Raw genomic sequence first — 13,328 nt, forward strand, 5'->3', positions numbered from 1 at the left:
TATTCCACTAAAAATGTAAATAAAAGTGAAGGCTATAAATCGCTACAAAATTGAATATCAATCGTTTGCAAAAAACTTCGCGCGATCAAAATATAAACCCATGTGAGGGTTTTTGAGGACCTAAACGGTCTGGATCTCCATGATCTTCTGCTCAAACTTCTCGTTGGGCACGATGGACTTGCCCTTGATCCGGGCTTTGTAGTTGTAAATGGTATTGATGGAATAGTCGAGGATCTTCGCAATTTTCTCCGTGTCGTGGATGCCCATGCGGATCAGGGCAAAGATCCGCAACTCCGTATTCATCAGTTGACCCTCTTTCAATACGATCCGGTCCTCCTCCTTAAAATAAGAGTTGAACACGGTTATGAAATCCGGGAATAGCTTTAGAAAGACTTTGTCAAAACTGAAATACAACTCCTCCCGCTCTTTCTTCACATTGATATTATTGACAATGAATTTGATGTCTTCCAGTTTTTTGGTGATCAGCTTCATTTCCACGGCCTTTTTGAACGCCTCGATCTTGCCCAGGTATTCCGAGTTGATATTAAAGTAATAGCCGATATACTCCTCTTTGATGGTATTGGCTTCCAGCAAGGCCTTTTCCGTCCGTTTCAATTTCTCCAACTGCTTGTAAATCACCACCGCAAAAACGATGACCAGGATGGCCAGCACGGTCAGGGCCGTGGAGTAGATCAGCCAACGCCGGCGCTGCTCATCCACGTTGTGAACCTTGGCTGCTGCGATCACCGGCAGAATAGAGCCTACCTGCACTTTGCGTTGCCGGGCGCCATAAAAAATGGCGTCGTCCATCGCTTGTTGAATAAAGGTGTAGGCATTCATCAGGTCGCCCCGGTTGTAGAGTTGCTCGGCCAGGCTCGACATGGCCGCCGTTTCTTTGGTGGCCGAGATAATGTCGGCAATGGCGGCCTGTGCCAGCAAGTGGATGGCCTGGTCGGGTTCGTTGCGGGAAATGTAGAAGTAGCTGAGCGTGGAAGCGGTTACAGCCAGTTGGTGTGGGGTGAGCTTGTATTCGTTTAGCAACTGGTTCAGGTTGGCCAGTGCCTCGCGGGTATTCTCGTTCTTCAGGTTTTTCAGTCCGCTCAAATACACAAAGTTGTAGTCATTGGGGCGGCACAAGGCCTTGGCCGAATCGACATACTTGTTCCCCAGGGCGGTATACCGTTGCGTGTAAAACCCGTCACGGTCAAAGTCGCCCAGGTCATAATAGGTCCGGGCCAGGATGGCGTAATAGTCCACCCGGATGCTGTCGGGCAATCCCTGCACCCGCATCCGGCTGAGCGTGTCGATGGTTTCCTTGAACATGCCCGACGACAGCAAGATAAATCCCAACTTTACCCGGGCATAAGAGATCCGCACCGGGTCGTTCATTTTGTAGGCAAGCCGTTGCAGCTTCTGGATGTTGACAAAAGCCGAGTCATAAATAAAGGCCTTATATTCTTCGGAAATTTCCTGCAACAGGTGAAAACGGGATTCATCGTCCCGGGCTGGGGTGCGGTTTAATTGTTGGTGAAGGTCTTCCAGGTGGTTCAGTTTGGTTTTCGTGTACTCCTCTTTCCGGTCAATCGTCTTGTTCAGCCGGATCAACAGGCTGTCGGAAGAGGCCGCCATCGCTACCGTTGTCAACAGCATCCACCCCATGAGAAACCACACTTTCATAAAAGGAAAACTTTACCAATCTAAAATATACAAAAAAACGCAGGGTGGAATACCCCGGCAGGAAGGAACTTTTCAAAATTGCCCGGCAAGGTGCGAGCGTGATGCTACACAAATTTTACGCCTTCGCGATGGAGCTTGCGGTACTTGCTCTTGTCGAACACATAATAGAACGCTCCTTTTTTGGATGACGCTTTTTCTTTTTCCTCCAGCTTGTTCAGGATGCTGAGCGAAAGGATCTTCTTGGTGAAGTTGCGTTTGTCCAGCTTGCTTTCGTAGATGGCTTCGTAAAGATTTTGAAGCTGGGGCAAGGTGAACTTCTCCGGCAACAACTCAAAACCGATGGGATGGTTGGCTACCTTGGATTGCAGCCGCTCTTTGGCCGTGGCCACCATTTCCTTGTGGTCGAACACCAGGGTCGGGATCTTATCCAGGGGAAACCAGCGTGCCTCGTGTTCGCTTTGCAGTTGCTCGTTATAGTCGGCAATGTTGATGAGGGCAAAGTAGGCGATGGAGATGACGCGCCCCGCCGTGTCGCGGTTCACGTCGCTGAAGCAATACAACTGCTCCATATAAATGTTCTCGATACCGGTGAGCTGCCGCAACACCCGGGTGGCAGCCTCGTCCGTGCTTTCATCCTGATTCACAAAGCCACCCATGAGCGACCATTTGCCTTTTTCGGGTTGAAGACTCCGCTTGATCAGCAACGCCTTTAGCCCGTCGCCGTCGAAGCCAAAGATGATGCAGTCTACGGCGACCAGTAACCTATCGTGACTCTTGTACTTTCCAATATCCATGCGCCAAAATTTGAATAGGCACTAATATCCTGAATATTACCAAAACTTGACGTACAATGCCATCAATATTAAAATGGTGACCAGGATCAGGATTTGGGTGGACGTTTTCACCTTGAACATTTCCCAGTCGATGGCAAAGGCCTTGGGGTTCACCTTCGGGCCGGCAAGGCTCATGAGGATCATCACGATCATGGTGAAGAGAAAGGACAGCCCCATGGCAATGAGAAAAGGGATCTCGAACCCGCCACGACCGTTCGGATAGGCGGTATAAAACAGCGTCTCGTTACCCAACACCTGCGGGGCAAACTGGTTGAAGAACACCGACAACAAGAATCCCGTGATCACACCGGCCACTGCCGCTGCACCCGTTGTGCGTTTCCAAAACATCCCCAGGATGAACATGGCAAACACACCCGGGCTAATGAACCCGGTATATTTCTGGATAAAGGTGAAACCGCCCTCCCCGCCAATGCCCAACAGGTCCTTCCAGGTAAAGATCAGTGCCAGCACCATGGCCCCCAGCACCGTGAGGCGCCCAACCCAAACCATACCCTGCTCGTTGGCGTCGGTGCGGACGTATTTCTTATAGATGTCGAGCGTGAAAATGGTGGAGATGCTGTTGAGCTTCCCGGCCAGGGACGCCACGATCGCCGCCGTGAGGGCCGCGATGGACAGTCCTTTCAAACCGCTGGGAAGAAAACCGAGTATGGCCGAATAAGCCCCGTCTTTGCTCCCGCCTTCCAGTTGGGGAAGGTGGCCGTTCTTATACAACACAAACGCGGCAATGCCCGGCAACATGACGATGACCGGCATCATCAGTTTGATCAGGCCCGCAAAAAGAATACCCGTGCGTGCCGTTTGAAGGTCGGCCCCCAGGGCGCGTTGCGTGATGTATTGATTGCATCCCCAATAGTTCAGGTTCACGATCCACTGCCCCGCAAAATACATGGCAATGCCCGGCAACACGAGGTACTTGTTGATATACTCCTGCGATGCATCCGGCCCGGGCTTGGACAAGATCATGTGAAAATGATCCGGTGCTTCCTTCATCAATACTTTAAAACCTTCGATCGCGCTGGATCCCACGCCGAACTTTTCACTCACCATCACCAAGGCCAGATAGATCGTGGCCAACCCGCCGATAATGAGCACACCCACCTGGATCACATCCGTATAACCGATCACCTTCATGCCGCCGAGCGTGATCACCAACGCAAAAACGGCCAGCCCGATCATCAGTAGGTGCAGCGACTCGCCACCCACCAAACCGTTGATGGCCACCGCACCGAGATACAAAATAGACGTGAGGTTGACAAAGACATACAGGAACAACCAGAACACCGTCATGATCAGCGCCACCGTTTCGTTGTAGCGCGTCTTCAGGAACTGTGGCATGGTGTAGATCTTATTTTTCAGATAGATGGGAATGAACCACACGGCGATGATGATCAACGCGATCGCGGCAATCCACTCATACGCCGCCACGGCAATGCCCACAAAATATCCCTCACCGCTCATGCCGATGAATTGCTCCGCCGAAATGTTGGAGGCGATCAACGATGCACCAATGGCCCACCACGTGAGCGAACCTTCGGCCAGGAAAAAGTCCTTCGTGTCGGTTACCGCTTTCTTTTTTCGTTGGTAAACCCAATATCCATACCCGGCAACAATCAAGAAGTAGATGATAAAAACAAGATAGTCTTCAAATACAAGGGCTTTGTTCATGCGGTTAGGAATTTTGGTGATGGTTTAGGTTGATCAACTGGGGGGCTACCGGATTTAGCGGTAGTACACTTCGTTCCAGCGAAGCATATTTTTGAAATCGTATAGGTTTGTATTTTTTCCGATCAGCACAAACTCGATGCCCGCCATCTCGGCAAAATCCTGGAGATGTTCCGATGTCAGGTTTTGGCTGTAGCAGGTGTGGTGGGCGCCGCCGGCCAATATCCATGCCGCGCAGCCTGTTGGCATATCCGGGAAGGGTTTCCACAACACGCGCGCCACGGGAAGTTTTGGCAAGTCATGGGGCGGCTTCACGGCCTCCACATCGTTGACGAGCAACCTAAACCGGTTGCCCATGTCGATGATCGACGCGTTGAGCGCAGCACCCGGTGCACTGTTGAATACCAGGCGGACCGGGTCGGCCTTGCCACCGATGCCCAGCGGATGAATTTCACACGAAGGCTTTCCGTCGGCGATCGACTCGCAGATCTCCAGCATGTGGGCACCCAGCACCAGTTGTTGTGAGGGATCGAAGTGATAGGTATAGTCCTCCATAAACGAGTTGCCACCTTTCAGGCCGGTGGCCATCACTTTCATGGCGCGCACCAGGGCAGCCGTTTTCCAGTCGCCTTCTGCGCCAAAGCCATAGCCTTCCGCCATGAGGCGCTGAACGGCCATGCCCGGCAATTGCACAAGGCCGTGCAGGTCTTCGAAGGTGTCGGTAAACCCTTTGAAGTCGCCTTGCTTCAGGAACGTGCGCAGTCCGCATTCTATCCGGGCGGCATCGCGCAGGGAAGCATATTTGTCGCCTGTCGTTTGCAACGCACCGGCTAGTGTATATTTGGAAGCATATTCGTCGAGCAGTGCATTGATCTCTCCATCCGCGACAGCGTTGATCACACTCACCAGGTCGCCAATGCCATAGCCGTTCACCGCGTAACCGAATTTGATCTCCGCCTCCACTTTGTCGCCATCCGTAACGGCCACCTGGCGCATGTTGTCGCCGAAGCGGCAGAACTTGGCGCCTTGCAGGTCATGCCATCCACACGCGGCACGCATCCAAATGTTGAGTTTTTGCTGCACGCCTTTGTCTTCCCAATGGCCTACCACCACTTTGCGTTCCAGGCGCATGCGCGACATGATGAAGCCAAACTCGCGGTCGCCATGAGCGCTCTGGTTCAGGTTCATGAAATCCATGTCGATCGTGCCCCAGGGAATGTCGCGGTTGAATTGCGTGTGCAGGTGCAACAAAGGCTTGTTCAATATCTTCAAACCACCGATCCACATTTTGGCCGGCGAAAAAGTATGCATCCAGGCAACCATGCCGATACAGTTCGGGGCCGCGTTGGCCTCCTGGCAAAGTCTGTAAATTTCTTCCGATGATTTTAATACGGGTTTGAAAACAACTTTCACGGGAATGTCCTGTGCAGCATCCAATGCTTTGGCGATCTGCTGGGAATGTTCCGCTACTTTTTTCAGTGTCTCTTCACCATATAAATGCTGGCTGCCGGTAACAAACCAGGCTTCAAATGTCTTCAGATCCTTCATGTGGGTGATTTATTTTCTATTGTTTGAATTTTAAAATGGAATGCGTCAGGACTGACCGTAGTAGGAGTCGGGTCCGTGTTTGCGTTCGAAATGTTTTTTGATGAGCGAGTCCTTGAGCCGGGGTGCCTTTGGATTGATCTGTTCGGTGTAGAGCGCCATTTGAGCAATGGATTCCAACACGGCGCTGTTATAGACAGCTTTCTCGGGTGTTTTTCCCCACGTAAACGGCGCGTGATTGCCCACCAGTATCATTTCAATTTCTTCATAGCTCAGCTTGCGCTCCGTGAGACATTTCATGATCTGGTAGCCGGTCTCGAATTCGTAATCACCCTGGATCATGTCGTCGGCCATCGGGGGTGCGCAGGGAATGTCCACGGTGTTGTGATCGGCATGGGTGGTGCCAAAGATGGGGATGTCGCGTTGCGCCTGCGCCCAGGCCGTGGCATAGGTGGAATGCGTGTGCACGATGCCACCGATTTTCTCCCAGTGTTTGTATAACACCGCGTGTGTTTTTGTATCCGACGAAGGTCGAAGGTTTCCCTCCACGGTCTTTCCATTAAAGTCAACGATCACCATACTGTCCGGCCGCAGATCTTCATAGGGCACACCGCTGGGCTTGATGGCAAAGACACCCAAAGCACGGTCTACCGCACTCACATTTCCAAAGGTAAAGATCACAAGGCCTAACTTGGGCAGTTGCAGGTTGGCCCGGTAGGCCGATTCTTTTATGTGGTCGTATTGGCTCATTCCTCAGAACTAAATTAACGGATCTATTTTTTATGCTCTACCGCTAACGGGAGCTCCTTGTTTTCCAAAATCGCGCCCAGATCCAAATACTGTTGATAGCGCTTTGCGTATAGTGCTGCCGCTTTTGCATTCGGTTTATACTCCTGGTCAAACCCTTGGCCCATGGCGTGCATGGCCTCCTCCACCTTGGGATACAACCCCGCCGCAGTGGCGGCAAACATAGCCGCTCCGGCAGCACAGGTTTGTTCCGACCGGTGGATGCGCAAGGGCATGTTCATGACATCGGCCATGACCTGCATAATATACGGCGACCGCCTGGCGACGCCTCCTAAACCAATGAGACCTTTCACGGGAACATTCTCATCATTAAAGCGGTCCACAATCGCTTTGGCTCCAAAGCAGGTTGCCTCCACCCAAGCCCTGAAAAGCCGGGGCGCATCCGTGCCCAGGTTCAGACCGGTCATAGCACCTTTCAGCAATTGGTTGGCATCGGGGGTTCGCCGGCCGTTCAGCCAATCGACGCCCAGTTCACCGGCTTCATCCAACGGCAAGGCTAGTGCCTGGCGTGAAAGCTCGGGGATGATCTTGCCGGAGAGTTCCTCGCTAAGTTTGTCGGCGAGCTCGGGCGAGATCAACGACGAGGTCTTCAGCAAGGCTTCCGAAGGCCAGAGCAACAAATCTTTAAACCATGCATAGGTGTCGCCAAAAGCCGACTGTCCTGCTTCCAATCCCATCATGCCGGGGATGATGGAGCCGCTCACCTGTCCGCATATGCCGCGCACCAGTTTGCCTTCCATATCCTTCAACGGCACGACCATCATGTCGCAGGTCGATGTGCCCATCACCTTGCTGAGATGGTAGGGTTCTATTTGTCCACCCACAGCGCCCATGTGGCAATCGAAAGCGCCCACGCTCACCACGACGTCGGTATTCAAACCAAGACGTGTGGCCCATTCTGCGCTGAGTTTTCCAGCAGGCTTGTCGGCGGTGTACGTTTCTTTAAAGAGGCGATCGGTGAATCCTTTCAGCAGGGGATCGAGTGACGAGAAGAATACATCGGGAGGAAGCCCGTTGTATTCGGCAGACCACAACGCTTTGTGTCCCGCAGAACACACGCCGCGCTTCAGGGCATGGACGTTGTTGCCACCCGTGAGCAGGAAGGGGATCCAATCGCAATGTTCCACCCAGGAATAGAGCGCGCCCCGCACGGCCGTGTCGGCGCGCAACACGTGGAGCAGTTTGGCCCAGAACCATTCGGAAGAATAGATGCCGCCCACGAACTGGAGGTAGTTCACATCGAAGTCCAGGGCATGTTGGTTGATCTCGGCTGCTTCTTTGACGCTGGTGTGGTCTTTCCACAACACGAACATGGCGTTGGGATTGTTTTCAAACCCGGGTGTCAGCGCCAGCGGTGTTCCGTTTTTGTTGACGGCCACGGGCGTGGAGCCAGTGGTGTCCACGGCAATAGCCTTGACGTTGGCCCGCACCGTTGGGCCGGCCTGTTGCAGACACGCCTTGATGGCGGCCTCCAATCCCTCCACATAATCCTGTGGATGCTGGCGGAATTGGTTTCGCGACGGATCGCAGAAAAGTCCATCGCGCCAGCGTGGGTATGCGAACACGGAAGAGGCCATCTCTTCACCCGTGCGCGCGTTGGCGATCATGGCGCGAACCGAGTCCGTTCCATAATCGAGCCCTATAACATATGCCTGGTTCATGTCATTCAATCGTTTGAACGGACGAAAGATACACTTAATTTTATAAGTGTAAAACAAACAATTAATAAAAAATGAAAAAAGGAGCTGCGCTTTCCCAGGCCTCCACCTTATTCTTAGGCTGGTCAGAACGCTTGGAAATGACTGGATGTTACGGGTTTAGGTTGGTCAGTCGCGGGTCGGTATAGTCCTTAATGGAGAACAGTACGTTGGTGTATTGCTTAAAGTCCTCCGTCTCGTGGATCGTGGTGATGGCCACGGCCTTCATGCCAGCATTCCGGGCGGCTTCCACGCCTTTTGGAGCATCTTCGAACACGACACAGTTTTCGGGCGCCACGCCCAACTGGAGCGATACCTTTAAGAAGACCTCGGGATCCGGCTTGCTTTTCTGCACACCGGCTGCGCTCACCACAGCTCCAAAAATTTGACGGATATTCAGATTGTCGAGCGCGAAGTCCACGTTCACCGGAGGCGCTGCCGATCCGATGCCCATTTTGATGTTGTTCTTCTGAGCGCGTTCCAGAAATTGAGGTAAGCCATTGATCAATCTCAGGTGCGGTTTATAGACTTTTTGATACTCACGCTCTTTCTCCACCGTGATGGCTTCCACTTGTTCGGGTGTAAAATGATTCACGCCAAAAATACGCCCGAGAAATTCCGGATTTGTGCCGTACATCTGCAGCTTCACTTGCTCCCGGCTCAGTTGGGCACCGAGTTGGTTCACGACGCTATGCCAGACGTCGAGGTGGAAATGCATGTCGTCGATCATGGTGCCGTTGAGGTCGAAGAGGATGGCTTGGGGAATTTTCATGGAGTAAAATTATCATTTTTCACAAGCTTAAAGGATTCGGAATGAGGTTGGCACATTTTTTTGACCTCACCCTGTTGAAAGATCAACCTAAACAACGCTTGCTATGCTAACCGTGAGATCAGACCGGATGGATAAACCCGGTGAAGTGCCGGTGCCGGGAAAAGAGCCGGAGATAAAACCCGGAAAGGAGCCTGAACCCAACGTCTGGCCCCGAAAGGAACCGGAGATAAGACCTGAACATGAGCCCTTGACAACACCACCGCCGGCGCCTCAGGAAATACCGAAGCGTCCGGATGCGTGAACACGTGTTGTAAAAATTCCTCACCCGGACACAGTTTGAGAAATACTCGCTCATGCACAAAGAAAGCGTACCGTATTTCCACCCTTTACACTCGCTCACACCCCTTTGATCATGCTTTCCGGCTGGCATGATTTTACTGCGATGCTTAGAAAAAAATAACTTCATTAAACACACACGTCATGAAAAAGATAATGTTCATCGCCGCCAGTGCTTTGCTGTTTAGCATCACGGCCGCCTACGCACAGACCGACACAACCCGTACAAAGCAGAGCGCCACGCCTCCGGCCGTATCACCCCAATCCAGCCCGACACAACAGCCGCAACCGGCCGCTACACCCCAGCCGGCACAGAATTATCAAAGGGACATGACCCTGATCCAGGCCACCGACATTCCATCGGGCATGCGACAAACGTTGCAAGATCCTCAATATATAGGCTGGGAACATTCCAACATCTATAAAAGCAATTCCAACAACGGCTACATGATTCAAATAAAAAACGGCGAAGAAACACAATCGTATCGTTTTGATGCACAAGGAAAACTTATCCCGAGCCCAAAACCGTAACACCATTCGTAAGACCGGCATCAGCGCATACGGATTTATCCGTATGCGCTTTGTTTTTTTATAGGCTTGTCGGTTTGTCCGCTCATCGTTCGCAAGCGAACAACCTCCCTCCCCGATCATCCCTATTTGCGCTGAATTCGCGTCTTATAAATTCTGGCACCATTATTATTCCTACATTTAGGAAATAACTTTTCCCATGAAGAAATATCAACTGGGCGAATTTGAAGAGATCGTCATGCTTACCGTTGGCGTTCTGTACAACGAAGCATACGGCGTATCCATAAAAAAAGACATCGAAACGCGACTGTCGCGCAATGTGAGCATGGGTGCCCTGCACACCGCGCTGACGCGACTGGAAGACAAAGGCTATCTGAAAACCTTTGACGGCGAAGCCACGGAAGAACGGGCCGGCCGCCCGCGAAAATATTATCAGATCACGGCGCTGGGCAAAAGGGCGATGGAATACTCGCGAAGCACGCGCGAAGAACTATGGCGCGCGATCCCGAAAATGGCGCTCCAGGTAAAAATCGTATGACCCCTCCACGCCCACCCCAACTCTTCCTTCGTTTCTTCCGCTGGTATTGCAAGCCCCGGCTGCGCAATCACCTGGAGGGCGACCTGATGGAATTATACAACGAACGTTGTGCAGCGTTGGGAAAACGCAAGGCGAACCGGAAGTTTATCGTGGACGTCCTCCAAATGTTCAGGCCCGGCATCATCCGTCCCTTGTATGATCATAAACCCATAAATCCTTACGGCATGTACAAAAGTTACTTCAAGATCGGTTGGCGAAACCTGGCAAAGAACAAAGGCTATTCGTTTATCAATATTGGTGGCCTGGCCATGGGCCTCATGGTGGCGATGCTCATCGGGTTGTGGATCTACGACGAGTTGTCGTTCGATACGTATCACGAAAACTACAACGACATTGTGCAAGTCATGCAGCACCAAACCGTCGACGGCACCGTAATCACAGAACCTGCCATCCCCTGGCCGCTGGAAACCGAAATGCGAAACACGTATGGCGCCGACTTCAAATACATCGTGCTGGCCACGTGGATCAACTATCACGCCCTCAGCCACGGTGAAGAAAAGATCACCAAGCTCGGCATCTACACGCAGCCGGATTTTCCCGAAATGATCTCGCTGCACATGATCGCCGGCACGCGCGACGGTCTCCGCGACGCGAACTCGGTTTTGGTTTCTGCGTCCACCGCCCGCGCCTTGTTTGGCACAGACGACGCCCTCAATCAATCCATCCGCATCGACGGTCGCCATGATGCAAAAATCACCGGCGTCTATGAAGACCTTCCGCACAATACTACGTTCCGTGACTTTCAATTCATCAGCACCTGGGATCTTTATGTGACCACCGAGCCGTGGATAAAACCCTCGGCCACCAATTGGGGCAACAACTCGTTCCAGCTGTTTGCGCAACTCAATCCGCATACCGACATCAACACCGTGTCGAAGAAAATCGAAAATGTCAAAGCCAAAAACTCAAAAGAAGAAGCAGTGTTGCATCCCCGCATCTTTCTTCATCCCATGCGCGACTGGCGCTTGCATTCGGAATGGAAAAACGGCGTGCACAGCGGCGGCCGGATCCAAATGGTTTTGTTGTTTGGTGTGATCGGTGTCTTTGTGTTGCTCCTCGCTTGCATCAACTTCATGAACCTGAGCACGGCCCGCTCCGAAAAGCGCGCCAAGGAAGTTGGCATCCGCATGACGATGGGGTCCGTGCGGCGTCAATTGGTCCATCAATTTCTTAGCGAATCGTTTCTCGTCGTAGCACTCGCGTTTATCATCGCCCTGGCCTGCACCGGCGCGGCGCTCCCCTGGTTCAATGCATTGGCGGATAAGCATATTGTCATCACCTGGCTGAACCCGGTGTTCTGGCTGATCAGCGTGGGATTCATTCTGGTCACCAGCCTGCTGGCAGGCTCCTACCCTTCGCTGTACTTGTCGTCGTTTCAACCCGTCAAAGTGCTCAAGGGTATTTTCAAAAGCGGGCCACGTGCTTCGCTGCCCCGCAAGGTGCTGGTCGTGGTGCAGTTCACGGTGTCGGTCGCGCTCATCATTGGCACAACACTGGTGTACCAGCAAATCCAATTCACGAAGAGCCGGCCCGCAGGCTATACCCGCGAAGGACTGCTGACGATCCAAATGAGCGGACCCGAATTTTTTGGCAAGTTCGATGCCCTCCGGACAGCCCTGAAACAAGCGGGCACCATCGAGGAGATGGCCGAATCGTCGAGCCCCATCACCGACGTATGGCTGAACAGCAACGGGTTTACGTGGAGCGGGAAAGATCCTGGTCTCGCGGAAGATTTCGGGGCTATTTTTATCACCGCGGAGTATGGCCCCACCATTGGCTGGAAGATGAAAGAGGGAAGAAATTTTTCACGCGATTTTCCAGCGGATTCATCGGCGGTGATCATCAACGAAGCGGCGGCAAAATACATGGGCGTAAAAGATCCCATCGGTATGGAAGTTACGTGGGGCAGCGACCGGTTGCACATTATCGGGATTGTTAAAGACATGATCACCGAGTCGCCCTATAAGCCCGTCCGTCAAACCGTTTACCTGATGAACTACCGCTGGGTGAACTGGATGCTGCTCAAGCTCAACCCTGCACGAAGCGCCCACGAGACCCTGGCCGAAACAGAAGCCATCTTCAAAAAGATCATCCCCGCCACCCCCTTTGAATACAAATTCATAGACGACACCTACGCCGCCAAGTTCGATGCCGAAGAACGCATCGGAAAACTGGCCTCGTTCTTCACGGTCTTCGCGATCTTCATCAGTTGCCTGGGATTGTTCGGGCTCGCCTCGTTCGTGGCCGAGCAGCGCACCAATGAGATCGGCATCCGCAAAGTGCTGGGCGCCTCAGTGGCCAACTTGTGGCAGATGCTTTCGCTTGACTTTGTTGCGTTGGTGGTAGTGGCGTGTGTGCTGGCCATTCCCGTTGCCTACTACTTCCTGCAAGAGTGGCTGCTTAGCTTCCCTTATCACACAGAAATGGCTTGGTGGGTCTTCGCAGGTTCGGCGGGTGGGGCGATTGCGCTGACGTTGCTAACGGTCAGCTACCAGGCTATACGCGCTGCTATGGCAAATCCGGTGAAATCGTTGCGGTCGGAATAAGACTAGTAAAGACTTTTCAGGCGCACGGTCAGGGCTAAAGTCCGTTACATGCTTGTTTCATAAGCCCGGCCTAAAGGCCCAGTCTATGCACACATTTATCTCTGAAAAAGGTCAATTCGAAACCTACGTTAGGGAGAGCGCCCGGAACTGAATAATAGTGACCATGCACCATATCCACATAAGAGGTTACCCTTGGGCCAAGCTCCACATGAACCGCCAAAAAAATTTGCATTCAAGCCCGTAGGGCTTTTCCATCATAACGCCCGGTGCAACCGGGAGAACAGCGACTATCTATAACAACCCGCC

Annotated in this window: 11 protein-coding genes; 4 read left to right on the forward strand and 7 right to left on the reverse strand. The window is 52.5% G+C overall.

Annotated features, from left to right (window positions below):
* Nucleotides 1-120: 120 nt before the first annotated feature.
* The 7 genes from BUB30_RS14585 to BUB30_RS14615 all read right to left on the reverse strand — a co-directional run bounded on the left by BUB30_RS14585 (nt 121) and on the right by BUB30_RS14615 (nt 9,014).
* Nucleotides 121-1,677, reverse strand: coding sequence for a DUF6377 domain-containing protein (locus BUB30_RS14585; RefSeq protein ID WP_073135392.1), 1,557 nt, complete (start codon nt 1,675-1,677; stop codon nt 121-123).
* A gap of 104 nt (nt 1,678-1,781) precedes the next feature.
* The gene (locus BUB30_RS14590) at nt 1,782-2,471 is read right to left on the reverse strand and encodes an NUDIX hydrolase (RefSeq protein ID WP_073135395.1); all 690 of its coding nucleotides are present in this window, start codon (nt 2,469-2,471) and stop codon (nt 1,782-1,784) included.
* Nucleotides 2,472-2,507: 36 nt separating this feature from the next.
* Nucleotides 2,508-4,196 (reverse strand): sodium:solute symporter family transporter, encoded by a 1,689-nt coding sequence (locus tag BUB30_RS14595; protein WP_073135398.1) that lies wholly within the window; start codon nt 4,194-4,196, stop codon nt 2,508-2,510.
* Between the two features lie 54 nt (nt 4,197-4,250).
* Nucleotides 4,251-5,741, reverse strand: coding sequence for an L-arabinose isomerase (araA, locus tag BUB30_RS14600; protein WP_073135401.1), 1,491 nt, complete (start codon nt 5,739-5,741; stop codon nt 4,251-4,253).
* Nucleotides 5,742-5,786: 45 nt separating this feature from the next.
* On the reverse strand, nt 5,787-6,488 hold the full coding sequence (locus tag BUB30_RS14605; protein WP_073135403.1) for an L-ribulose-5-phosphate 4-epimerase: 702 nt from the start codon (nt 6,486-6,488) through the stop codon (nt 5,787-5,789).
* Nucleotides 6,489-6,511: 23 nt separating this feature from the next.
* Nucleotides 6,512-8,206 (reverse strand): ribulokinase, encoded by a 1,695-nt coding sequence (locus BUB30_RS14610; RefSeq protein WP_073135405.1) that lies wholly within the window; start codon nt 8,204-8,206, stop codon nt 6,512-6,514.
* 148 nt (nt 8,207-8,354) lie between these two features.
* Nucleotides 8,355-9,014 carry an HAD family hydrolase gene (locus BUB30_RS14615; protein ID WP_073135407.1) on the reverse strand — a complete coding sequence of 220 codons (660 nt, stop codon included), beginning with the start codon at nt 9,012-9,014 and terminating at the stop codon, nt 8,355-8,357.
* Nucleotides 9,015-9,117: 103 nt separating this feature from the next.
* Between BUB30_RS14615 and BUB30_RS34870 the strand changes: the two genes are divergently transcribed.
* The 4 genes from BUB30_RS34870 (at nt 9,118) to BUB30_RS14630 (ending at nt 13,022) form a co-directional block, all read left to right on the forward strand.
* On the forward strand, nt 9,118-9,315 hold the full coding sequence (locus BUB30_RS34870) for a hypothetical protein (protein WP_143164932.1): 198 nt from the start codon (nt 9,118-9,120) through the stop codon (nt 9,313-9,315).
* 179 nt (nt 9,316-9,494) lie between these two features.
* Nucleotides 9,495-9,881 (forward strand): superantigen-like protein SSL4, encoded by a 387-nt coding sequence (locus BUB30_RS14620; RefSeq protein WP_073135408.1) that lies wholly within the window; start codon nt 9,495-9,497, stop codon nt 9,879-9,881.
* Between the two features lie 196 nt (nt 9,882-10,077).
* Nucleotides 10,078-10,416 carry a PadR family transcriptional regulator gene (locus BUB30_RS14625; RefSeq protein ID WP_073135410.1) on the forward strand — a complete coding sequence of 113 codons (339 nt, stop codon included), beginning with the start codon at nt 10,078-10,080 and terminating at the stop codon, nt 10,414-10,416.
* Nucleotides 10,413-13,022, forward strand: a complete 2,610-nt coding sequence (locus BUB30_RS14630; RefSeq protein ID WP_221408722.1) for an ABC transporter permease — start codon at nt 10,413-10,415, stop codon at nt 13,020-13,022. The genes BUB30_RS14625 and BUB30_RS14630 overlap by 4 nt, the downstream gene beginning before the upstream one ends.
* Nucleotides 13,023-13,328: the final 306 nt, after the last annotated feature.

It is taken from the genome of Chryseolinea serpens, from assembly GCF_900129725.1.
In the GTDB taxonomy this organism is placed as follows: domain Bacteria; phylum Bacteroidota; class Bacteroidia; order Cytophagales; family Cyclobacteriaceae; genus Chryseolinea; species Chryseolinea serpens.